This window comes from Streptomyces filipinensis (genome assembly GCF_014649495.1).
Taxonomy (GTDB): domain Bacteria; phylum Actinomycetota; class Actinomycetes; order Streptomycetales; family Streptomycetaceae; genus Streptomyces; species Streptomyces filipinensis.
This window is the reverse complement of record NZ_BMTD01000006.1, coordinates 120,025-141,233: the sequence shown is the minus strand read 5'-3', so window position 1 is coordinate 141,233 and position 21,209 is coordinate 120,025. Positions and strand designations below refer to the sequence as shown.

The 21,209-nt window shown below is 72.4% G+C and carries 20 protein-coding genes; 9 read left to right on the top strand and 11 right to left on the bottom strand.

Going from position 1 to position 21,209, the window contains the following annotated elements; translation table 11 throughout:
* Positions 1-6: 6 nt before the first annotated feature.
* Both IE244_RS16050 and IE244_RS16045 read right to left on the bottom strand, forming a co-directional pair.
* Positions 7-1,686, bottom strand: a complete 1,680-nt coding sequence (locus IE244_RS16050) for a class I adenylate-forming enzyme family protein (protein ID WP_191874206.1) — start codon at positions 1,684-1,686, stop codon at positions 7-9.
* Entirely contained in the window at positions 1,683-2,456 is a 774-nt protein-coding gene (locus IE244_RS16045) for an SDR family oxidoreductase (protein WP_191874205.1), read from the bottom strand. Before IE244_RS16045 ends, IE244_RS16050 begins: the two co-directional genes overlap by 4 nt.
* Positions 2,457-2,560: 104 nt before the next feature.
* Here IE244_RS16045 and IE244_RS16040 point away from each other — a divergent pair, with 104 nt between their 5' ends.
* Entirely contained in the window at positions 2,561-3,781 is a 1,221-nt protein-coding gene (locus tag IE244_RS16040) for an exo-beta-N-acetylmuramidase NamZ family protein (protein ID WP_191874204.1), read from the top strand.
* 83 nt (positions 3,782-3,864) lie between these two features.
* Positions 3,865-5,163: a serine-threonine protein kinase gene (locus tag IE244_RS16035; RefSeq protein WP_191874203.1), complete on the top strand. Its 1,299-nt coding sequence runs from the start codon at positions 3,865-3,867 to the stop codon at positions 5,161-5,163.
* A gap of 26 nt (positions 5,164-5,189) precedes the next feature.
* Here IE244_RS16035 and IE244_RS16030 read toward each other — a convergent pair whose 3' ends face one another.
* A complete protein-coding gene (locus IE244_RS16030) occupies positions 5,190-7,976 on the bottom strand; it encodes a penicillin acylase family protein (RefSeq protein WP_191874202.1) in 2,787 nt (928 codons plus the stop codon).
* Between the two features lie 208 nt (positions 7,977-8,184).
* Here IE244_RS16030 and IE244_RS16025 point away from each other — a divergent pair, with 208 nt between their 5' ends.
* From IE244_RS16025 to IE244_RS16015, 3 genes are all read left to right on the top strand, one after another.
* The gene (locus tag IE244_RS16025) at positions 8,185-8,787 is read left to right on the top strand and encodes a hypothetical protein (RefSeq protein WP_191874201.1); all 603 of its coding nucleotides are present in this window, start codon (positions 8,185-8,187) and stop codon (positions 8,785-8,787) included.
* A 109-nt stretch (positions 8,788-8,896) separates the two neighbouring features.
* A complete protein-coding gene (locus tag IE244_RS16020; RefSeq protein WP_191874200.1) occupies positions 8,897-9,625 on the top strand; it encodes a 3-keto-5-aminohexanoate cleavage protein in 729 nt (242 codons plus the stop codon).
* A 251-nt stretch (positions 9,626-9,876) separates the two neighbouring features.
* Positions 9,877-10,944: an RNA ligase (ATP) gene (locus tag IE244_RS16015; protein ID WP_191874199.1), complete on the top strand. Its 1,068-nt coding sequence runs from the start codon at positions 9,877-9,879 to the stop codon at positions 10,942-10,944.
* 106 nt (positions 10,945-11,050) lie between these two features.
* On the opposite strand, the gene soxR is transcribed toward IE244_RS16015, so the two are convergent.
* Positions 11,051-11,509, bottom strand: a complete 459-nt coding sequence (soxR, locus tag IE244_RS16010) for a redox-sensitive transcriptional activator SoxR (protein ID WP_191874198.1) — start codon at positions 11,507-11,509, stop codon at positions 11,051-11,053.
* Between the two features lie 105 nt (positions 11,510-11,614).
* Here soxR and IE244_RS16005 point away from each other — a divergent pair, with 105 nt between their 5' ends.
* Positions 11,615-12,076 carry a MaoC family dehydratase gene (locus IE244_RS16005; protein ID WP_031162250.1) on the top strand — a complete coding sequence of 154 codons (462 nt, stop codon included), beginning with the start codon at positions 11,615-11,617 and terminating at the stop codon, positions 12,074-12,076.
* A gap of 12 nt (positions 12,077-12,088) precedes the next feature.
* Here IE244_RS16005 and IE244_RS16000 read toward each other — a convergent pair whose 3' ends face one another.
* The 3 genes from IE244_RS16000 to IE244_RS15990 all read right to left on the bottom strand — a co-directional run bounded on the left by IE244_RS16000 (position 12,089) and on the right by IE244_RS15990 (position 14,300).
* On the bottom strand, positions 12,089-12,712 hold the full coding sequence (locus tag IE244_RS16000; RefSeq protein WP_031162252.1) for a TetR/AcrR family transcriptional regulator: 624 nt from the start codon (positions 12,710-12,712) through the stop codon (positions 12,089-12,091).
* A 73-nt stretch (positions 12,713-12,785) separates the two neighbouring features.
* Positions 12,786-13,073 carry a YiaA/YiaB family inner membrane protein gene (locus tag IE244_RS15995; protein WP_031162254.1) on the bottom strand — a complete coding sequence of 96 codons (288 nt, stop codon included), beginning with the start codon at positions 13,071-13,073 and terminating at the stop codon, positions 12,786-12,788.
* A gap of 75 nt (positions 13,074-13,148) precedes the next feature.
* On the bottom strand, positions 13,149-14,300 hold the full coding sequence (locus tag IE244_RS15990; protein ID WP_191874401.1) for an acyl-CoA dehydrogenase family protein: 1,152 nt from the start codon (positions 14,298-14,300) through the stop codon (positions 13,149-13,151).
* Positions 14,301-14,413: 113 nt separating this feature from the next.
* Here IE244_RS15990 and IE244_RS15985 point away from each other — a divergent pair, with 113 nt between their 5' ends.
* The 3 genes from IE244_RS15985 to IE244_RS15975 all read left to right on the top strand — a co-directional run bounded on the left by IE244_RS15985 (position 14,414) and on the right by IE244_RS15975 (position 17,006).
* Complete coding sequence (locus tag IE244_RS15985; protein ID WP_191874197.1) at positions 14,414-15,055, top strand: TetR/AcrR family transcriptional regulator; 642 nt, start codon at positions 14,414-14,416, stop codon at positions 15,053-15,055.
* Between the two features lie 46 nt (positions 15,056-15,101).
* On the top strand, positions 15,102-15,809 hold the full coding sequence (locus IE244_RS15980) for an ArsR/SmtB family transcription factor (protein ID WP_191874196.1): 708 nt from the start codon (positions 15,102-15,104) through the stop codon (positions 15,807-15,809).
* Positions 15,810-16,067: 258 nt separating this feature from the next.
* The gene (locus tag IE244_RS15975) at positions 16,068-17,006 is read left to right on the top strand and encodes a DMT family transporter (protein WP_373305748.1); all 939 of its coding nucleotides are present in this window, start codon (positions 16,068-16,070) and stop codon (positions 17,004-17,006) included.
* 43 nt (positions 17,007-17,049) lie between these two features.
* On the opposite strand, the gene IE244_RS15970 is transcribed toward IE244_RS15975, so the two are convergent.
* The 4 genes from IE244_RS15970 to IE244_RS15955 form a co-directional block, all read right to left on the bottom strand.
* Positions 17,050-18,132, bottom strand: a complete 1,083-nt coding sequence (locus IE244_RS15970; protein ID WP_191874195.1) for a Zn-dependent alcohol dehydrogenase — start codon at positions 18,130-18,132, stop codon at positions 17,050-17,052.
* A gap of 15 nt (positions 18,133-18,147) precedes the next feature.
* Positions 18,148-19,536 carry an aldehyde dehydrogenase family protein gene (locus IE244_RS15965; RefSeq protein ID WP_191874194.1) on the bottom strand — a complete coding sequence of 463 codons (1,389 nt, stop codon included), beginning with the start codon at positions 19,534-19,536 and terminating at the stop codon, positions 18,148-18,150.
* Positions 19,537-19,668: 132 nt separating this feature from the next.
* Positions 19,669-20,352, bottom strand: a complete 684-nt coding sequence (locus IE244_RS15960) for a class F sortase (protein WP_191874193.1) — start codon at positions 20,350-20,352, stop codon at positions 19,669-19,671.
* Positions 20,339-21,049, bottom strand: a complete 711-nt coding sequence (locus IE244_RS15955; protein ID WP_191874192.1) for a hypothetical protein — start codon at positions 21,047-21,049, stop codon at positions 20,339-20,341. Before IE244_RS15955 ends, IE244_RS15960 begins: the two co-directional genes overlap by 14 nt.
* Positions 21,050-21,209 lie beyond the last annotated feature (160 nt).

Here is a 21,209-nt window from a genome sequence, read left to right as displayed (position 1 = left end):
CTTCGCCTACTGACCGGCGTTGCTGTTGTCGTGCGCGCGGGAACGCAGTTCCCGACGGAGGATCTTCCCACTCGCCGTCTTGGGCAGGTCGGGCAGGATCTCCACCTGGCGCGGGTACTTGTACGCGGCCAGTCTCTCCTTGCAGTACACCGCGAGTTCGTCCGGGGCCGCGTCGGCGCCCGGACGCAGACTGATATAGGCCTTGACGGTCTCGCCACGATAGCCGTCGGGGACACCGACGACGGCCGCCTCGCGCACCGCCGGGTGGGTGTACAGCACGTCCTCGACCTCACGGGGCCACACCTTGAAGCCGGACGCGTTGATCATGTCCTTCTTGCGGTCCACGACGTACAGCCAGCCCTGGGCGTCCATGAAGCCGATGTCACCGGTGCGCAGCTCGCCCGCCGGGAAGGTCTCGGCGGTCGCGTCCGGGCGCCGCCAGTATCCGGGGATGACCTGGGGCCCGCGTACGACGATCTCGCCCTGCTCCCCGAAGGGCACCTCCGCGCCCTCCTCGTCCACGATCCTGACGAGCGTGTCGGCGCCGGGCACGCCCACCGACAGCGTCCCGGAGACCGGGTCCACGGGCGCTTCCAGGCCGGGCGGGACGGCGGCGCAGGGGCCGGAGCACTCGGTGAGGCCGTAGCCGACGCGGATGTACGGCCCGAAGCGGTCGCGGAACCTCTCCACCAGGGCCGGCGGCACGGGCGCGCCGCCGGAGGACAGGTTCACGAAGGAGGCGAAGTGCGCGGGGCCGGCGTCCGGGTGGGCGGCGAGCGCCATGTAGGCGGTGGAGGGGCCGACCGTGTAGTGCGGGCGGTGCTCGGCGAAGGCCTCCAGGACGAGTGCGGGCTCGAAGCGGTAGGTGAGCACCAGGGTGCCCGCGCTGTTCAGACAGGCCGCGAACTGGCACACCATGCCGGTGATGTGGAACAGCGGCGCGAGCGCGTAGTAGACGGGCGCCTCGGGCAGCGCGAGCCCGGTCCGCTGCCGCTCGGCGTTGTGCATGATGTTGCCGTGGGTGTTGGTGGCGCCCTTGGGTGTGCCGCTGGTGCCGGAGGTGTAGCTGATCAGCGCGACGTCGTCCGGGCCGGGGACGCCACCCTCGGGGGCCTTGCCGCCCTGGCGGGCGACGGCCACGAGGTCGTCGGCGTCCGGCGCCTGCGGCAGCCGCTCGAAACCGAGCACGCGCGCGTCGTTGCGCGTCTGGAAGTCCAGCTCGCACGCGGTGAGGACGATCCGCACGGGCGAGTCGGCGGCCGTGGCGCGCAGATACGACTCCCAGGCCCGGTCGGAGCAGACCAGCGCGGCCACCTCGCCGTCCCGCAGGACATGCCCGACCTCGCCCGACTTGTACATGGGGTTGACCGGGACGACGGTCGCGCCGGCCTTCCAGGCGCCGAGGACGGCGAGCACGAAGTGCGGGGTGTTCTGCAGCAGCACCGCCACCCGGTCGCCGCGCGCCAGCCCGCGTGCGGCGAGGTGGGCGGCGACGGAGTCGCTCAGCTCGTCCGCCTCGCGGTAGCTGAGCCGGGCGTCGAAGTAGGCGAGGAAGGTGCGGTCGGGCGCCTCGGCGACGGCGGCCCGCAGGGCGTGCACGAGGGAGTCGGCGGGGTCGACCGGACCGCGCTGGGCGTCGTCGAGCAGGGCCAGCCAGGGCCGGTCCGTGTACCGGGCGGCGCTCACCGGGCCTCCTCCCACCGGCGCTGGAGGTGGTTCATGCCGTCCAGCCAGCGGTCCGGCTCGGTGGCACGCGCCTGGTAGTACTCGGCCACCTCGGGGTGCGGCAGGATCAGGAAGCGGTCCTCCTCGATGCCCCGGAACAGGGCGTCGGCGACGGCCGCCGGCTCGATCGCGGTCGGCTGGAGCACCAGGTCGCCCGCGCTGCCGGTCGCGGCCAGCATGTCCGTCCGCACGCCCTGCGGGCAGATCGCGTGCACCTTCAGACCCCGGTGGCGGTAGGTCAGCGACAGCCACTCGGCGAAGGCCAGGGCGCCGTGCTTGGTGACGCTGTAGGAGGGTGCGCCGATCATGGTGAGCAGTCCGGCCGCCGACACCGTGGACACGAACCGCCCGGCGCCCCGCTCCAGCCAGCCGGGCAGCAGCGCGTGGGCCGCCCGGACGTGCGCCATGACGTTCACGTCCCAGGACGCCGCCCAGGACTTCTCGTCGAGCGGGCCGCCCGCGCCCCCGTCCTCGAAGGCGACACCGGCGTTGGCGCAGTAGACGTCGACCGTGCCGCCGAGCGCGTCCCGGGCGTCGCCGACGATCGCGGAGGCGTCGCCCGGCACCGCGATCCCGCCGATCTCCTCGGCCACCGCCTTGGCCTTCTCGGCGTCCAGGTCGTTCACGACGACCCGGGCTCCCTCGGCGGCGAACCGCCGGGCCAGCGCGGCCCCGATCCCACCGCCGGCCCCGGTGACGACCACTCCCGCATCCTGCACGGCTTCCACCATCGGTCTCCTTCGACACGACTTCGCGCGACGCGCATCGGCTCTGACCGGGTCAGACTAACCGGTCGGTATGTGTGAAGGAAGGGCCACGGCACCAACCTCCAGCCATGGACCTGTCCCGACGCAACCTCCTCACATCGGCGACGGTGGCCGCCCTTCCGGCCACCCCCGGACACCGCGAAGCCCTGCGCACCGGCTTCGACAGACTCGCGGCCGACGGCTACTCCCTGCTGCAGGGCCGGCGGGTCGGCATCGTCACCAACCCCACCGGCATCACCACGGACACCAGCCACATCGTCGACGTGATGCACAAGGACCCCCGCGTCAGGCTGACGGCGGTCTTCGGACCCGAGCACGGCTTCCGCGGCACCGCCCAGGCCGGCGGCTCGGAGGGCCGCTACGACGACCCCGCGACCGGCCTGCCGGTCTACGACACGTACCTGAAGAGCGGCAAGCCGCTCGCCGACATCTTCACCACCTCCGGTGTCGACACGATCGTCTTCGACATCCAGGACGTCGGGGCGCGTTTCTACACGTACATCTGGACGCTCTACGACTGCATGGAAGCCGCGCAGCTCGCGGGCAAGCGGTTCGTCGTCCTCGACCGGCCCAATCCGGTGACCGGCCGCGAGGCCCAGGGGCCGGTCCTGCACAAGGAGTTCGCGACCTTCGTCGGCCGGCAGCCCGTCGCACAGGCGCACGGGATGACCGTCGCGGAGCTGGCGCGGCTGTTCAACGGGGAGTTCCTGAGCAAGCCGGTCGCGCTGGACACGGTCCTGATGACCGGGTGGAAGCGGTCGGACTGGTACGACGCCTCCGCGCTGCCGTGGGTGCCGCCGAGCCCGAACATGCCGACCCCGGACACGGCCCTCGTCTACTCCGGCACCTGCATGTTCGAGGGCACGAACGTCTCGGAGGGGCGGGGCACGACCAGGCCCTTCGAACTGCTCGGCGCCGAGGGCCTCGACGGCCGGTGGGCCGCCGCCGTGAACGGACTCGGGCTGCCGGGGGTGCGGTTCAGGGAGGCCTACTTCGCGCCCACCTTCTCCAAGTTCCAGGGCAAGACGGTCGGCGGGGTGCAGATCCATGTGGCCGACCGGGCCGCCTACGACCCCGTGCGCACCGGTGTCGCGCTGCTGGTGACCGTCCGCAAGGCCTGGGGCGGCTTCGCGTGGCGCCCGGACAACTGGATCGACAAGCTCACGGGTTCCGCCCGGGTGCGCACGATGATCGACGCCGGGGCGGACACCGACGAGGTGACCGGCGCCTGGCAGGAGGAGCTGACCGCCTTCCGGCGGATCCGAAAGGAATATCTCCTCTACAGGTGAGGCGCGGTGTATGGCCAACCTTGCCCCCGAGCAGGACGATACGTCCGCAACGCATCGTTTCAGGGGGGACGAGGGAGCCTGACATGGCGGATCCTGGGATGAGCGTGACTCCCTACTGGGAGCTGACCTTCGACGCGGACGGGGACGTGGAGGGCCCCGAACGCGACCGTCTGCTGACACAGGTCACGGAGCACGGCGTCCGTGACCTGGTCGTCTTCGCACACGGCTGGAACGACGACCGCTCGGCCGCGACCGCGCTCTACCGCCGTTTCTACGCGCCGTTCCCGGCGCTCGCCCCGCGGGGCCGCCTCGGGTACGTGGGCGTGATCTGGCCGTCGATGCGGTTCAGCGACGAGCCGATCCCCGACTTCCCGAAGTCGGCGGCGGCCACGGCGGCGGAGGCCGCACCGACGCCGGCGCTGGACAAGGACACCCGGCGCGCGCTGCTGAGCACCTTCCCGGACCGGGCGTCCGTGATCGACCAACTGGCCCGGATGCTGGACGAACGGCCGGACGGCACCGAGGGGTTGACGGAGTTCGGGCGGCTGGTGCGGCTGCTGGTGGACGCGGAGCCGCCCGGTGTGGCCGACGCCGGGGAGGAGGGCGAGCCGGCCGTGTTCACCGGGGACCCGGTGACCGTCTGCGCCGCGTTCGCCGAGGCGCTCGCCGCGGTCCGGTCGTCGGGCGCACCGGCCGGGTTCAGCATCCCGAACCCCTGGGAGGGGGCCAAGGAGCTGCTGCGGCAAGCGGCGTACTACACGATGAAACGGCGCGCCGGAACGGTCGGCGAGCACGGGCTCGGGCCGGTGATCGGGCAGTTGGCGCAGGCGGCGCCCGGGCTGCGGGTGCATCTGACCGGGCACAGCTTCGGCGGGCGGCTGGTGTCGTTCGCGCTGCGCGGGCTGCCCGACGGAGTGCGTGCGGTGAAGTCCGTGACCCTGCTGCAGGGGGCCTTCTCGCACTACGCGTTCGCCGACGGGCTGCCGCAGGACCCCGGCAAGGCGGGCACGCTCAAGGACCGGCAACGGCGGATCGACGGGCCCCTGGTGTGCTGCCACTCGCACTTCGACGCGGCCCTCGGCACGTTCTATCCGCTGGCCTCCCGGCTGGCCGGGGACGACCGCTCCTGCGCGGGCAGTGAGATCGCGGCCGTGCTGGGACCGCGGTGGGGCGCGATGGGCCACGACGGGGTGCAGGCGGTGCCGGGGACCCGCCGACTGGACCTCGCGGCGGCCCTGGCCGGACCGCTGCCGGCGTCGGGGTGCGTGAACGTCGACGCGGCGGCCGTGGTCCGGCGCGGGGGTCCGCCGACCGGGGCGCACAGCGACATCCTGCACCCCGAACTCGCCCGGCTGTTGCTGGCGGCGGGCCGTGTCACCTGACCCGCCGCCCGCGTCAGCCGGTCGGCTCACCGGTGCGAGGTGTACTCCACCACCTGCTGGAACGTCGGCCGGTTCTGCCAGCTGATCTTGCCGTGCTTGATGCCGCCCAGGGTGCGCTGGACGATCGAGTCGGCGCACCACTGGTCGCCGGCCGAGCACTGGTCGTCGCCCGGGTAGACCTGGGCGGCGGTCGCCTGGGCCGCCTGCTTCAGCGTGCTGATCAGAACGTCCCTGCAGGCGCCGAGACTGCCGCCGCCGCAGTACTTCCCGGCGAGCCCGCCCTGCACGTTCTCACCGAGAACGGCCCGGATGTCCTTGTCGACATAGCTCCACCAGCCGTACTGGAAGGAGCTTCCGGCGTGCGAGCCGGTCGGGCCGTGCCCGGCGGACGGTGCCTCGTCCACGGGGATGTCGTTGGTGAACGCGGTGTACAGGCCGCTGCCGAGACCGGGCTCGAACTCGGCCTTGACGAGCTGCGGCCACCAGGCGTCGAGGATGCGGATCGCGTCGGCGTCGGCGTACGTCTTCGAACCGGCGGACGTCTCCGTGCGCTTGGCGCCCGCGGTCACCCAGGCCTGCAGCTTCTTCACCGCGTCGGCGGCCGTGGAGTCGGTCACCGGCGAGGAGTTGATCACCTTGAGCAGCTTGGGCAGCACGTCCTCGGCCCGCAGGTCGGCGAGGGCCGCGTCCGCCATGGCCTGCACCAGCTTCGCGCGGGTCACCCCGCCCGCCGCGACCAGCTTCTTCACCCGGTCCTGCAGCAGGTTGCCGCGGTGCACGGACCCGTCGCCCCAGGACGCGGTCGTGTAGTCCTCGGCCTGCTTGTTGTTCCAGGAGACGTAGTAGTCCTGGTCGATGGAGTTCGGGTGCGCGGAGGCCGGGGTGTAGTCGGCGGTGTTGCCGGCCGGGTCCCAGTTCCGCCACTCGTACGCCGGCTGCGCCCAGACCGGGAACTCGGCGTCGACGCCGTCGGCCCGGACCGGGTTGTCACCGCTGTTGTAGTACGCGGTGTGCTGGGAGTCGGCGTAGAACCAGTTGAAGGTGTAGTTGATGTGCTGGGCCGCGCTCTGGAAGTCCTTCGGGCCCTTGACGTAGCCGGGGTCGTTCAGCATCTGGAAGCCGATGATCGAGTCGGCCTCGTGCAGGTAGGAGGAGCGCAGCGAGGTGTAGGCGACCTTCTTGCCGCCGACGGTCGCGCGGTACTCCACCGGGCCGTACTTCGTGCGCCAGACCCGCATGGTGTACGACCCCGCCGGCGTGCTGTCCGCCATGGTCGGCGACCAGGAGTTCTTCTGCTCGATCTTGTCCATCGCCGTACAGGTGCCGTGGTAGAGGTAGTGGTAGTCGTCCTGGCACAGTTCGACGGCGTAGGTGTCGATGATGTCCTGGCCGGAGGTGGTCGCGCTCCAGGAGTAGTCCTGGCCGCGGCCGAGTTCGACGTACATGCCCAGACCCGCGAAGGAGGCGCCGCGGGCGCTGATGCCCGGGCCCTGGATCTCCTGGAGCATGAGCAGCTGCGGGGCGAAGTAGCCGGTCTGCGGCCCGAAGACGGCGATCGGATGGCCGCTGGCGGTGTACTTTCCGCCGACCACGAGCGCGTTGGACATGCCCCGCTTGGCCGAGCCGAGCGTGGTCTTCGCGGCGCCGGCCGAGGTGCTCCTGGCGGCCGCGGTGGCGGCGCTGCCCGTACGGTCGTAGACCAGCGGTTCCTCGGTGACCGAGCCGGGGTCGGGCAGCGCCTCGCCCTTGGCGTCGGCGGGTTTGGTGGCGTACGGGAAGCTCTCGCCGTCGTGGACGGTCAGGGCGGCCTCGGGGTCGTTGCGCTCCCGGAAGGACTCCCAGACCCTGGTGCCCTCCTCGACGCCGTACTTGGACTGGGCGGCGATCAGGGAGAGGGCGTTGCTGACCTCGCCGCCGCCGCCGGAGCCGAACAGCGAGCCGATCACGGAGGCCAGCGCCACGAGGTCGGTGACCTTGAAGTGCTCGATGGTGCCGGAATTGGTGATCGGGTCCTTGTGGCCGGTCAGGTCGTACTCGCCGGGGAAGTAACGGCCGCTGTCGGAGGCGTCGATGTAGGCGTTGACACCGTCGAGGTAGGCCTTGACGTCGCCGAGGGCCTGCTGGCCGCGGGCGCCGTTCTTCGCCACCGCGTTGTCGATCTGCGCCTGGAGGTCGGCCTCGGTGTAGGGCGCGTTGCGGTAGAACTGCTGCTCCAGGCCCTGATTGGCGGCGGCGCCGCCGGCGAAGGAGGTCAGCTGGCCGCGGCCGACGTGCCGGAAGACGTCCATCAGCCACAGCCGGTCCTCGGCGGCGGCGTAGCCCGCGCCGTACTCCGTGCCGTACCGGGTGGTCCCTGTGATGTGCGGCACACCGGTCTTCTTGTCCCGGACGATCGTCACGTCGCCGCGCCCGCCCGGTTTCTCGCTGGAGGCGACCTGGTCGGACGGGACGCCGAACGAGGCGTCGTCGAAGAAGGAGTTGATCTTCGCATCGGTCAGGCCGGGGTAACCGGTGGCGAGGCCGGCGTACGGGCCGAGCTGGTCCTCGGCGTGCGCGGGCTGGGTGCCGAAGGCCTGGTTGAGCAGGATCTGCGCGAGGGTCGCGTTGCCGTTCTCGCCGGGCGGCAGGATGTCCGAGCACTGGCCGCCGCAGTAGTCGTTCGACGCGGTGGCGTCGGCGGCGGCCGGGGTCTGGGTGAGGGGAGAGAGAAGTCCGGCGACGAGGACGCATATCGACGCGGACTTCAGGAACCCGGTGAAGCGGCGGGACGTTCTCAGTCTGACGAAGGCGGTACGTGGGGTTCGCCGTGGCATGGCGGCTCCTAGCGACAAGGGTGGCCGAACGTTACCGCCGGTATCCCCAGGATTAAAGATGAGCATGCGTCACTTTCCGGAGTGCACAAGCAGGATCACGAGAAGAGATGGAGCCGATTCGCCTGTCGATACGTCTATTCGGCGACGTCCGTGCGACGACGCCGAAGTGACCGAAGTACAGGTGCAGGTGTGACGGAGGTGCAGGGCGATGGCCGGTTTCCGGAGTCTGGCGAGACAGGTACGCGATCCGGGCTGCGATCTGGCACTGCGGCGGTACTCGCTGCGCAAGTGCCTTGAGAAGTTCGCCCCTTACGGGCATCGGGCGACCTGGGACCATCTGTGCTCCCGGGCGGGCTTCGGTCCCGAGGACCGCTCCCCCGACCCGGTGCGGCTCGTGGCCGCGCTGGAGGAACTGGAGGAGGCCCGTTCCGTCTGGCTCGCCTACGAGACCGATTTCACCGAGCGGCGCAGGAAGGAGAAGCACGACGGGCTGCGCAGGCCGGGCAGCGTGGACGACTGGCACCGGCTGACCTGGGGCGGCTTCGGGGTCGCCTGGTGCGACGACCCGCGCATCCACCCCGGCGAGGCGCTGGCGGAGGTGCTGCGCCGGCTGATCGCCGCCCTGGAGCGGGAACCGGGCTCGGGATGCCCGGTGTGCGAGGGTGACCGTCTGATCTGGCGGTACGGTCTGGACCACGAGCCGTCGTCCGGCCCGGTCTGCACGGAATGCGGGATACTCGTCCCGCGTCCCGTGCTCACCGCGCGAGCGCTGGAGTACGCGCGGCGGGAGCGGCTGCTGATGTCGGCCTGAGCGGTGGTGTTCCAACGGGGGGTTGTTCCGGGGGGTGCGTAGGGGATGCCGCGCCCCCTGTCGTGCGGCGGCCGGGACCCTTGTCCGCGGCGGCTGGCACCATCGAGGCATGGTGCAGGTGTGTCTGAACGGGAGCCGCTGCGCGGCGGACGGCGTGAGCGTACCGCTGTCGCCCCAGGACCTGGCTCGTTCCGCGGCGGATGCCGTGACGGCCGGAGCCACCTCGGTCCATGTCCATCCCAAGACGCCGTGCGGCCACGACAGTCTCTCCCCGAGGGTGCTCGCACCGGCGCTGGAGGCGATCCGGGCGCGGGTGTCCGTGCCGGTCGGGGTGACCACCGGCGCCTGGGCGGAACCCGATCCGGCGGCCCGGCTCGCACGGGTGCGTTCCTGGACGGTGCTGCCCGACTTCGCCTCCGTCAACTGGCATGAGCCGGGCGCCGAAGCGGTCGCCGAGCAGCTGCTCGGCAGGGGCGTGGGCGTCGAGGCGGGCATCTGGTCCGGCACCGACGGCGCGGCCCGGTTCACCGCCTCGCCGCTCGGGCCGAGGGTGCTGCGGGTCCTGGCGGAGGTGACCGACCCGGACCCGGCGAGCGCCGAGGCCTCGGCGCGGGCCCTGCTGGCCGGCCTGGGCGAGGCGTTCGGCCGCCCGGTGCTGCTGCACGGCGAGGAGGGCGGCACCTGGCCGGTGCTGCGGCTGGCCGGCCGGCTGGGCCTCGCCACACGGATCGGCCTGGAGGACACGCTGTTCCTGCCGGACGGCCGACGGGCGGTCTCCAACGCCGAGTTGGTGGCGGAGGGGCTGGCCCGGTACGGGTCGGTCCAGCGCTCGTCGTAGGGCACACGGGGTCCCGGTCCCACCGGGTGAACGGCGACTCGTCACCCGCCGGGTCGCATCGGCGGGAGTCCGCGCAGCCGAGGCCACCGGGCGAGGACGAACGCCTGCGGCGCCGAGGCCCGTTCGGCCCGCGGGGCGGGCCTGGGCTGTAGAAGGGGCCGACGCTACCACCGGCAAATCCGCTCGCTCCAGCCGTTTCCCGTCCGGACAGTGGAGGCGATGAAACCGAACCGATGAACACGGGGAGTCCCATGTCCACCCTGCGGGTCACCGCCGAAGTGCTGACCGTCCACGAGCATCCGAACGCCGACGCGCTCGAACTGGCCCAGGTGGGCCTGTACCGGGCCGTCGTCGCCAAGGGCGCCTACCGGACCGGTGAGGCCGCCGTCTACGTGCCCGAGCAGTCCGTGCTCCCGCCCGCGCTGATCGAGGAGCTGGGCCTGACCGGACGGCTGGCGGGCGGCGAGGCCAACCGGGTCAAGGCGGTGCGGCTGCGCGGCGAGCTGTCGCAGGGCATCGTGTGCCGGCCGAAGGCGCTGGCGGACGTGGACCTGGCGCGGGCGGCGGCCGAGGGGACGGACTTCGCCGAGCGGCTGGGCATCACCAAGTGGGTGCCGCCGATCCCGCCGACCATGGCCGGCGAGGTCGAGCCGGCGCCGGATCTGCTCCCGTGGGTCGACATCGAGAACATCCAGCGCTACCCGGACGTCTTCACACCGGGCGAGCCGGTCGTCCTGACCGAGAAACTCCACGGCTCCGCCTGCCTGTTGACGTATGTGGCCGACGAGGGGCGGGTGTACGTCTCCTCCAAGGGCTTCGGCGCCAGGTCCCTGGCGCTGAGGGAGGATCCGCGGAACCTGTACTGGCGGGCGGTGCGCGGGCACGGCGTCGCCGAGGTGGCGGCGCGGCTGTGCGAGCGGCTGGGCGCGCGGCGGGTCGGGATCTTCGGCGAGGTCTACGGCGCCGGGGTGCAGGACCTGTCGTACGGCGCCGACGGACGGCGGGACACGCTGGGGTACGCGGCGTTCGACGTCTCGGCGGAGGTGGACGGCGCCGTGCGCTGGCTGGACGCGGCGGAGGTGCTGGACGGGGAGCTGCCGGTGGTGCCCCGGCTGTACGCCGGGCCGTACGACATCGAGCGCGTGCTGGAGTTCGCGAGCGGGCACGAGACGGTGTCCGGACGGGGGCTGCATCTGCGGGAGGGCGTGGTCGTACGTCCCGCGGTCGAGCGGCACAGCGCGGTGACCGGCGGTCGGGCCATCGCCAAGGCGGTCAGTCCGGCGTACCTGACACGCAAGGGTGGCACCGAGTACGAGTGAGGTGCCGGCGGCGGGGAACGCCCCGAAGGGGCGCGGGGGAACCGCGCGACGAGCCACCACGCCCCGCGTGGGGCGGACGGCGGCCCCCCTTCCCCGCAGCCGGATGTCAGCGGCCCTCGGCCAGCAGCCTCGACCCCGTCAGCCGCTCGCCGAACACGTCGTCCGGGTTGGACAGGACGCAGTTCTCCAGGGACAGGCACCCGCAGCCGATGCAGTCGGTCAGATGATCGCGCAAACGGTTCAGCTGCTGGATGCGTTCGTCGAGCTCCGCGCGCCACTTCTCCGACAGCCGCGCCCAGTCCTCCCGGTTCGGCGTCCGTTCCTCGGGCAGCTCCGCCAGGGCGTCCCGGATCGTGGCCAGCGGGATCCCGACCCGCTGCGCCGCGCGGACGAAGGCGACCCGGCGCAGGGTGTCACGCGTGTAGCGGCGCTGGTTGCCGGAGGTGCGGCGGCTGCTGATCAGGCCCTTGGCCTCGTAGAAGTGCAGCGCGGAGACGGCGGCGCCGCTGCGCGCGGACAACTGGCCGACGGTCAGCTCGTGGATCTTCTCGGGAATCTGCGGCACTCCTCAGAGCCTAGCGGCCCGCAACCGGTCGCGGTCCGTTGACAGGCGCCCCGCACCCGACCATGCTAAGCAGTTGCTTAGACATGCGAGCGAGAGGCCGGGAACATGGCAGAACCGAGGACCTTCACCTCCCCCGACGAGCTGCGGGCCGCCGTGGGCGAGCAGCTGGGCCACACCGAGTGGCTGGAGGTCGACCAGAAGCGCATCGACCTGTTCGCCGAGGCCACCGGCGACCACCAGTGGATCCACGTGGACCCGGAGAAGGCCGCCGCGGGGCCGTTCAAGACCACCATCGCGCACGGCTACCTGACCCTCTCGCTGCTCCCGCTCTTCGGCCCGCAGCTGATCCGGGTCGAGGGCGTGAAGATGGGCGTGAACTACGGCACCAACAAGGTCCGCTTCCCCGCCCCGGTCCCCGTGGGCTCCCGGCTGCGCGCCACCGCGACGATCACCGGCGTCGAGGACGTCACCGGTGGCGTCCAGGTGACGGTCGCCTTCACCGTGGAGCGCGAGGGCGGCGACAAGCCGGTGTGCGTCGCGGAGTCGGTCGCCCGGTACTACCTGTAGCCGGGCGGGCGGCTACTTCGCGCCCACCATCCGCAGGACCAGGTCGGCGTAGAGCGCGCCGACCTCCTCCGGGGTGCGCGGGCCGTCGACGGTGAACCAGCGGGCCACGTCGATGCACAGCGACAGCACGGCGAGCGTGGTGCCGTGGACGTCCAGCACGTCGAACTCACCCGAGGCCACGCCGTCCTCGACGATCCCGCGCACCTCGGCGTCGACCTGGCGGCGCAGCGCGACGATCTCGGCGCGCGCCTCGGGACCGAGCGCGTCGAGTTCGTACTGCACGACCCGCGCGGTGGTGCGCCGGCCGGCGTGCCAGCGGACGAAGGAACTGACCGCGTCGGCCAGCCGCTCGGCCGCGGTGCCCTCCCGCCGCGCAGCCGTGCGCAGGATGTCGAGGGCCTTGTCGTGGCCGATCCGGCTGATCCGGTGGAGCAGCTCTTCCTTGGTCTTGTAGTGGATGTAGAGCGCGGCCGGGCTCATGCCGGCGCGGCCCGCGATGTCGCGGGTCGTCGTCGCGTGGTAGCCGCGCTCGGCGAAGGCCTCCACGGCGGCGATCAGCAGTCGCCGGGCCGCGTCCGGGGTGACCTCGTCCCACGGCTCCACTTCGCCGCCGGTCGTCTCCTCCGCCGTACTCATCGCTTGCTCGCCCCTCTCGGTGACAGGAGCACCACCATACCGCCGACGGTGAGCGGGCGCTTAGTGCGGCCGGTCAGAGCTTCTCGAAGGGGTCGTGTTCGGCCAGCAGCTTCTCCAGGCGCGCCTGGTCGACGCGGCTGACGATGCGCCCGGCCTCCTGGCGGTCGCGGATGACCTTGGCGAGGGTGAAGGCGGAGGTGACCAGGTACAGGACGGCGATGGCGAGGAAGGCCCGCACCCAGGCGTCGGCGTCCAGCCGGAAGATGCCGATGGCGGTGGCCGCCATGGCGATCGAGAAGGAGGCGACGGCCTGCCCGTAGAAGGCGGCCGTGCTCTGCTGCTTGACCGGTGTGTCGCTCATGACAGACAGCATCGGCGGATGTGGCACACGCCACATCCGCCGACGTACTCAGACGCGTACTCAGCCCGAGCGCGCTCAGAACGCCGAAACCCCGGTCAGCGAACGGCCGATGAGCAGTTTCTGGATCTGGCTGGTGCCCTCGTACAGGGTCATCACGCGGGCGTCGCGCAGGAGTTTGCCGGCCGGGTACTCGTCGATGTAGCCGTAGCCCCCGAAGACCTGCAGGGCGTTGTTGGCGGCGCGGACGGCGGCCTCGGAGGCGAACAGCTTGGCCTTGGAGGACTCCACGGCGAACGGCAGGCCGCGGTCGATCAGGTCGGCGACCCGCCAGGTGAGCAGCCGGGCGGCGTCCACGTCGACGGCGATGTCGCTGATCAGCTCCTGCACCAGCTGGTGACGGGCGATCGGCTTGCCGAACTGCTCGCGCTCACCGGCGTACCGCACGGCCGCGTCCAGGGCGGCCTGGGCGATGCCGACACAGCCCGCGGCCACCGACATCCGCCCCTTGGCCAGCGCGGACATGGCCACCGAGAAACCCTTGCCCGGCTCCCCGACCATCGCCGATGCGGGCACCCGCACGTCCTCCAGGACGAGTTCGGCGGTGGCCTGGCCGCGCAGGCCGAGTTTGCCGTGGAGGGGGCGGCGGGTCAGGCCGGGGGTGTCGGTGGGCACGAGGAAGGCGGACACGCCCTTGTGCCCGGGGGCGTCGGTGGAGCGTGCGAAGAGCAGGACGACGTCCGCCCATGTGCCGTTCGTGATGAACATCTTGGTGCCGTTGATGACGTAGTCGTCGCCGTCGCGCACGGCACGGGTGGTGAGGTTGCCGGCGTCGGATCCGGTGCCGGGCTCGGTCAGGCCGAAGCAGCCGACGTACTCGCCCGCGGTCAGCCCCGGCAGCCAGCGCCGCTTGTGCTCCTCGGTCCCCCAGGCGGCGATCGTCTTGGCCACGAGCCCGAGGGAGACGGACACGATTCCGCGGACCGACGAGTCCCCGCGGCCCAGCTCCTCGGTGACCAGGCAGTACGCGAGGTGGTCGCCGCCGGAACCGCCGTACTCCTCGTCGACGGTCAGACCGAGGAAGCCGACCTCGCCGAGCTTCTTCACGATGCCCCGGTCGACCTCCTCGGCCCGGTCCCAGGCGACCACGTGCGGGGCTATCTCGCGCTCCACGAAGTCCCGGGCGAGCTGCCGTACGGCGGCCTGTTCCTCACTCAGTTCCAGGTTCACCACGCGATCACCCCACAGAAGACGACGGATACGGCGGGGACCCGGAGGACCTTGAAAGCCGTACATTTAAATTAGCACTGCTAGTTTCTGTTCGCAGCCCTACTATGTGCGCCATGGCCCGACCGCGCAAGCCTCTCCTCAGCACCGACCGGATCGTCGAGACGGCCCGGGAACTCGTGGACCGGGAGGGACTGGCGGCCGTATCCACCCGCCGGCTCGCCGCCGAGCTGGGGGTGAGCGGGCCCTCGCTCTACAACCACTTCCGCACCAAGGACGAGATCCTGGAGGCGGTCGCCGATTCGGTGAGCGGTCTGGTGGACCTGTCGATGTTCGAGGACGGCCGCGACTGGCGCACCGCGCTGCGCGACTGGGCCGTCTCCTACCGGGCCGCCCTGCGCGACCACCCGAACATCGTCCCGGTCCTCGCGCGCGGGCCGGGCCGCCGCCCCGCCGCGCTGCGGCTGGCGGACGCGGTGTACGGCGCGATGGTCGGCGCGGGCTGGCCGCCGGCCCAGGCGACCTCCATCGGGGCGCTGATGCGGTACTTCATCATGGGCTCCGCGCTCGGTTCGTTCGCCGGGGGCTTCGTGGACGACGCGAGCGCGTACGACCCGGCCGACTATCCCCATCTGGGCCAGGCCCATCTGCTCGCCGAGCAGCAGGAGAAGATCGACGAGCGGGCCTTCGAGACCGGTCTGGCGGCGCTGCTGGACGGGCTGACGCAGCAGTACGAACAGGCGCGGCAGAGCGTGTGAGAACAATTCGGTGGGCACCGAAGCGTCGGTGCCGCATGCTGGCCGCATGACCACCAGGGATCCCCGGGCGACCGGGCTCGCCTCGCTGGCGGCGCTGCTCGCCGACGAGACCCGGGCCGCGTGTCTGCTGGCGCTGCTCGACGGACGGGCCTGGACCGCCGGTGAGCTCGCCCGGCACGCCGGGGTCGCCGCGTCGACGCTCAGTGAGCATCTGGGCAAGCTGGTGGCCGGCGGCCTGCTCGCGGAGGAACGGCAGGGCCGGCATCGGTATGTACGGCTGGCCGACGCGCGCGTGGCGGAGCTGGTGGAGGAGCTGGCCGCGCAGGTGCCTCCGGCGGCCGTACGGCCGCGTTCGCTGCGGGAGTCGAGCGCCGGGTCCGCGATGGCGCGCGGCCGTACCTGTTACGACCATCTCGCCGGGCGGCTCGGGATGGCGGTCACGGACGCGCTGACCCTGCGCGGGCTGTTGCGGCAGGACACGGGGTTCGCGCTCACCGAGGCGGGGGTGGAGTGGTTCGCCGCGGCGGGCATCGCGCTCGACCTGTCCGGCCGGCGTCCGCTGGCCCGCGCGTGCCTCGACTGGACCGAGCGGCGTCCGCATCTCGCGGGGGCGGCGGGGGCCGCGCTGTGCGGGCACGCGCTGGATGCGGGGTGGTGCGCGCGGATCGGCTCGGCGCGGGCCGTGCGGGTGACTCCGTCGGGGGAGCGGGAGTTGTCGGCGCTGCTGGGTATCCCGCCGGGGGCGCTGCGGTGAGGTTCGGCCATGGAGGTGGGGGGTCGTGCCGTGCGCCGCGTGCGGGTCCGGTCCGGTCGCGCGGTTCCCCGCGCCCCTCAGGGGCACTCCGCCACCGCCGCGGCCTGCGGGCAGTCGTGCCGCCGGGGCGCCCCGGGTGGGCGCGGGCGGCGCCCCACGAGCGCGGTCAAACGCATCGCCGCACGGCCCGCAGCGGCACCAGCGCCCTGTCCGATATCCGCCAGCCGTCAGCCGGCTCTTCCACCTAGCCTCGGGAGCATGATGAACGCCGCCCCCCGTCACCGTCTGCTGCCCGCCGGCGCAGCCGTCGTCAGCGTCGTCCTGTGGGCGTCGGCCTTCGTGGCGATCCGGAGCGCGGGCCAGGAGTACTCCCCCGGTGCGCTGGCCCTCGGCCGGCTGGCGTCGGGCACCCTCGCCCTGGCGGTCATCTGGGCCGTACGCCGGGAAGGACTGCCTCCCAGGGCCGCCTGGCGCGGGATCCTGCTGTCCGGGGTGCTGTGGTTCGGGTTCTACATGGTCGTCCTGAACTGGGGCGAGCAGCAGGTGGACGCCGGCACCGCGGCCCTCGTCGTGAACATAGGCCCCCTGCTGATCGCCCTGCTCGGCGCCCGCCTGCTCGGCGACCCGATGCCGCCGCGGCTGCTGGCCGGGATGGCCGTGTCGTTCGCCGGCGCGGTGACCGTGGGCCTGTCGATGTCGGGCGGGGGCGGTTCCTCCGTGCTCGGTGTGGTGCTGTGCCTGCTCGCCGCGGTGACCTACGCCGCCGGCGTCGTCGCGCAGAAGCCGGCCCTGGGGCACGCGAGTGCCCTGCAGGTGACGATGTTCGGGTGCCTGGTCGGCGCCGTGTGCTGTCTGCCGTTCGCCGGGCAGTTGGTGCACGAGGTCGCCCACGCGCCCGTGTCCGCGACCCTGAACATGGTCTACCTGGGCGTCTTCCCGACCGCGCTCGCCTTCACGACCTGGGCCTACGCGCTCGCCCGCAGCACCGCGAGCCGGATGGGCGCGACGACGTACGCCGTGCCCGCGCTGGTGGTGCTGATGTCGTGGGTGGTGCTCGGCGAGGTGCCGGGCGTGCTCACGCTGGCCGGCGGTGTGCTGTGTCTCGCGGGCGTGGCGGTCTCGCGGTCCCGGGCGCGCGGGGGCCGGACGGTCCGGGTCGCGGCCGGCGAGCAGCCGCGACCCGAGAAGGTCACCTGAGGCGCCGGGAACCGGAGGATCACCGGCACCCGGACGACCGGGGTCAGAACACCACCAGCGCCCGGCCGCCCTTGCCCGCGAGCATGTTCTCGAAGGCGGCCGGGATGCCCTCCAGGGCGATCCGCTCGGTGACGAGCGCGGAGAGGTCCAGGCGGCCCTCCCGCACGTGCTCGGCGAGCACCGGCAGGTCGCGGGCCGGGTCGGTGTTGCCGTAGACGCAGCCGGACAGGGTGCGGCCCCAGTGGAAGATCTCCAGGGCGTTGAAGGTGACCTCCTGGTCCTTCCCGCCGATCCCGACGACCGTCGTACGGCCGCCCCGGCGGGTGGAGTCCCAGGCGGCGCGGATGCTGACCGCGCGGCCCACGCACTCCACGGAGACGTCGACGCCCTGCTTGCCGGTGAGGGCGCGGATCTCGCGGGGGGTGTTCTCGGAGGCCAGGACGTAGTCCGTGGCGCCGGCCGCGCGGGCGAGCTCCTCCTTCTCCGGCGAGACGTCGACCGCGATGATCCGGGACGCGCCCGCGATGCGGGCCGACTGGAGGGTGGCGAGGCCCACGCCGCCCGCGCCGAAGACGGCGACCGTCTCGCCCCCGCGGACCTTCGCCGAGTGGTGGACGGCGCCGTAGCCGGTGAGGACGGCACAGCCGAGGAGGGCGGCGTCCACCAGAGGCACCCCCTTCGGCAGGGGCAGCACGCAGGAGGCGGAGACGACGGTCTCCTCGGCGAAGGCGGCCACGTTCAGGCCGGGGTGCAGCTCGGTGCCGTCGGTGGTGCGGGCGTAGACCTCGGCGGCGCCGTTGAGGGCGTTCGCGCACAGCCAGACCTCGCCGAGCGCGCAGGCGTGGCAGCGCCCGCAGGAGGGGGCCCAGTTGAGGACGACGGGGTCGCCCTCGCCGACGTGGGTGACGCCCTCGCCGACGGCCAGGACCGTGCCGGCGCCCTCGTGGCCGAGGACCGCCGGGACCGGCACCCGCATGGTGCCGTTGGACAGGGACAGGTCGGAATGGCAGACGCCGGCGGCGGCGAGGCGGACCCGGACCTGTCCGGGGCCGGGGTCGGGCAGCTCTATGCCGGTGATCTCCAGCGGAGCGCCGATGGCGGGCAGGACGGCGGCTCGTACGGCCATGACTCGCGTACTTCCTTAGAACTGGAGGGACTTGGTCTGGAGGTACTCGGCGAGTCCGTGCGTGCCGAGTTCCCTGCCGACCCCGGACTGCTTGTAGCCGCCGAAGGGGGCGAGGGGGTTGAACCGGCCGCCGTTGACGTCGACCTGTCCGGTGTCCATACGGCGGGCGAAGGCCACCGCCTCCGCCTCGTCGCCGGCCCAGACGGCGCCCGCGAGGCCGTAGACCGTGCCGTTGGCGATGCGCAGGGCGTCCTCCTCGTCCTCGTAGCGGAGGATGGTGAGGACCGGGCCGAAGATCTCCTCCTGGGCGATGGTCATCTCGGGCGTCACGTCGGCGAAGACCGTCGGGCTGACGAAGTAGCCCTTCTCGCGCGGGGATTCGGGGCCGCCGGCCACCAGCCGGGCGCCCTCGGCGACGCCCTTCTCGATGTAGCCGCGCACCCGCGTCCGCTGCTTGGCGCTGACCACGGGGCCGATCCGGTCGCCGTACCTGGCGGCGGCCGTCGCGGCCAGCTCGACGGCCTCGTCGTACTGGTCGCGGTGGACCAGCATGCGGGTCCAGGCGCTGCACGTCTGGCCGGAGTTGGCCATCACGTTGGCGACGCCGACGTTCACCGCCTTGGCGAGATCGGCGCTCGGCAGGATGACGTTGGCGGACTTGCCGCCGAGTTCGAGGGCGACCTTCTTGACGGCCGCGCCCGCCACCGCGCCGATCTGCCTGCCGACCGCGGTGGAGCCGGTGAAGGAGACCAGGTCCACGCCCGGGTGCTCGGCGAGGGCCTGGCCGGCGACCGGGCCGAGGCCGGTGACCAGGTTGAACACGCCGGCCGGCACGCCCGCCTCGTGCACCGCCTCGGCGAACAGCTGGGCGGTGAGCGGGGTGTCCTCGGCGGGCTTGAGGACGACCGTGCAGCCCGCGGCGAGCGCCGGGGCTACCTTGGCGACGATCTGGTGGAGGGGGTAGTTCCAGGGGGTGATCGCGCCGACCACGCCGACCGGCTCGTGCAGGACGGTGGAGTTGCCGACCTTCTCCTCGAAGGGGTGGGCGGCGGCCAGCTCGGCATAGGACCCGGCGACGGCGATCGGCACCGCCGCGTGCACGGCCTGGGAGAACTGCGGCGGGGAGCCCAGCTCTTCGGTGACCGTCTCGGCGATCTCGTCCTTGCGGGCCACGAGGACGTCCCGGAGGGCGGTCAGACGTGCGGCGCGCTCGGCCGGGGGCGTGGCCGCCCAGCCGGGGAGGGCGGCGCGGGCGGCGCGGACGGCGGTGTCGATGTCGAGGGCACCGCCCGCCGGGACCCGGGCGACGAGCTGCTCGTCGGCCGGGTTCACGACCTCGATGATTTCCGTGCTTTCGGCGGGGCGCCAGGCGCCGTCGATGTACAGGCCGTCGTGTGCCTTCATGCTGCTTCCTCCCGGCGGGTCCGCGTCGTCCGGCACACAAACTAGCGGCGATAGTTTTTCGGCGCCAGACGTACCAGGACATCATCGCCGGGGCGGCCGGCGCTCGTGCACCGGGCCGGGTGGTCCGTGGTGTCACTTGGTGGCGGTCAGATGGGCGAAGACCACGACGTTGCTGGTGTAGCCGGTCCGCCGGCTGTAGAGGCCGCCGCAGGTCAGCACGCGCAGTTCCGGCCGCCCGACCGGGCCGTAGACCTCCTTGTCCGGGAAGCCCGCCTTGTCGAAGACCTTCATCCGGTCCACGGTGTAGACGGCGGTGCGGCCGTCGGCGCGCCCGACCTCGATGAGCTTGCAGGGTTTGACCTGGGCGAGCGCGGCGAAAACGGCCGGACCGGTCAGGGTGTCCCGGTGGCCGACCGCGATCGCGGTGCCGGACTCGCCGGGTGTGGGTCCGGCCTGGTACCAGCCGACCAGCGTGGGCCTGTCCACGGGCGGGGTCTCCAACTGCCGGTCGCCGTCGAGCCGGAGGGCCGTGATCGGGGCGTCGACACCCAGGGAGGGGATACGGAAGGACGTCGGCCGGGACCGGGGCAGCGGTCGGGGCGACGGGCCGGAAGGAGGCTTGCAGGACTCCTCCCCGCTCGAGCCCCCGCCGGCGGCCGCCACCGCGTCAGGGTCGTCCGCCCGGCCAGGCCCGGCGTGCCCGCCCCACCACCGGTTCCCCACCATCACCAGGACGGTCACCAGCAGGGCCGTCCTGATGAGGCGGTAGGCGCGGGTCCGGTGCCAGGGCCTGCGTCTGCGCCTACGCGGCACCATGGGGCCGCCGGCGGATCAGCCGGATGTACGCGACACCGCTGACCGCGACCAGGCCCACGGCCGCCGCGGCGGCCAGCGGCGAGTATCCCGCGGCCGTGTCGATGAGACCGCCTCCGCCCGCGTGCACGCCGCCCTTCGGCGGGTCGTGGTCACCCTGGCCCCAGCCCGGACCGTCCTGGTCCTGACGGTCGTGGTCCTGGTCCTGACGGTCGTGGTCCTGGTCCTGGCGGTCGTGGTCCTCGATCTGGCCGTTCGGACCGTGCGCCCCGTCCTGCCGGCCGTCGTGGCAGTTGACGCGGAAGAGCTTCTCCTTGGGGGCGCCCGCCGCGACCCAGGTGAGCTTGTACTGCCCGTCCGTCAGGCTGATCGGGTCGGTGTGCCCGGCGCCGCCGGCGAGCTGGATGATGCCGGTGATCGTGGCGGCGGTGGGCAACGGGGGCTGCGCCTGGATGATGTAGGCGATGTTGGGCAGGATGTCGAAGTTGACGGCGTCGAGGTAGAACCTGCAGACCGCCGGGTCGTCCTTCGAGACACCGTAGGGCACGCCCTCGCGGTGCACCCTGATGTCGCCGTTTTCGCCTTGGGCGGCCGCGTTCGGCGCCGAGACCCATGACGCGCCCGCCACGGCGAGGGCGGTGAGGACGACGGCGGCGCCCGCGCGGGAGCCGACGGCACGTGGGAGTGTCAGGCTGGGCATGCGCAATCCTCCGCGAGTTCAGACGATTTTCATACAAATCGCTCTTTCGTCTGGACTCTCCGTCATACGCACCGCCCGTCCGGGCAAAAACGCCCGGCGCGTCGTCAGATATCGCTCGTGCGGCGCAACACCGAGCGCCTCGGCCGCTCCCGCGCCGCCC

Bases quoted from the DNA above. Each gene is read 5' to 3' on its own strand.
- IE244_RS15970 (WP_191874195.1), bottom strand. From the start codon at position 18,132: ATGGCCGTACGAGCCGCCGTCCTGCCCGCCATCGGCGCTCCGCTGGAG.
- IE244_RS15995 (WP_031162254.1), bottom strand. From the start codon at position 13,073: ATGAGCGACACACCGGTCAAGCAGCAGAGCACGGCCGCCTTCTACGGG.
- IE244_RS16035 (WP_191874203.1), top strand. From the start codon at position 3,865: ATGGCGGATCCTGGGATGAGCGTGACTCCCTACTGGGAGCTGACCTTC.
- IE244_RS16005 (WP_031162250.1), top strand. From the start codon at position 11,615: ATGGCAGAACCGAGGACCTTCACCTCCCCCGACGAGCTGCGGGCCGCC.
- IE244_RS16025 (WP_191874201.1), top strand. From the start codon at position 8,185: ATGGCCGGTTTCCGGAGTCTGGCGAGACAGGTACGCGATCCGGGCTGC.
- IE244_RS15980 (WP_191874196.1), top strand. From the start codon at position 15,102: ATGACCACCAGGGATCCCCGGGCGACCGGGCTCGCCTCGCTGGCGGCG.
- IE244_RS16000 (WP_031162252.1), bottom strand. From the start codon at position 12,712: ATGAGTACGGCGGAGGAGACGACCGGCGGCGAAGTGGAGCCGTGGGAC.
- IE244_RS16030 (WP_191874202.1), bottom strand. From the start codon at position 7,976: ATGCCACGGCGAACCCCACGTACCGCCTTCGTCAGACTGAGAACGTCC.
- IE244_RS15955 (WP_191874192.1), bottom strand. From the start codon at position 21,049: ATGCCCAGCCTGACACTCCCACGTGCCGTCGGCTCCCGCGCGGGCGCC.
- IE244_RS16040 (WP_191874204.1), top strand. From the start codon at position 2,561: ATGGACCTGTCCCGACGCAACCTCCTCACATCGGCGACGGTGGCCGCC.
- IE244_RS15975 (WP_373305748.1), top strand. From the start codon at position 16,068: ATGATGAACGCCGCCCCCCGTCACCGTCTGCTGCCCGCCGGCGCAGCC.
- IE244_RS16020 (WP_191874200.1), top strand. From the start codon at position 8,897: ATGGTGCAGGTGTGTCTGAACGGGAGCCGCTGCGCGGCGGACGGCGTG.
- IE244_RS16015 (WP_191874199.1), top strand. From the start codon at position 9,877: ATGTCCACCCTGCGGGTCACCGCCGAAGTGCTGACCGTCCACGAGCAT.
- IE244_RS15965 (WP_191874194.1), bottom strand. From the start codon at position 19,536: ATGAAGGCACACGACGGCCTGTACATCGACGGCGCCTGGCGCCCCGCC.
- IE244_RS15985 (WP_191874197.1), top strand. From the start codon at position 14,414: ATGGCCCGACCGCGCAAGCCTCTCCTCAGCACCGACCGGATCGTCGAG.
- IE244_RS15960 (WP_191874193.1), bottom strand. From the start codon at position 20,352: ATGGTGCCGCGTAGGCGCAGACGCAGGCCCTGGCACCGGACCCGCGCC.
- IE244_RS16045 (WP_191874205.1), bottom strand. From the start codon at position 2,456: ATGGTGGAAGCCGTGCAGGATGCGGGAGTGGTCGTCACCGGGGCCGGC.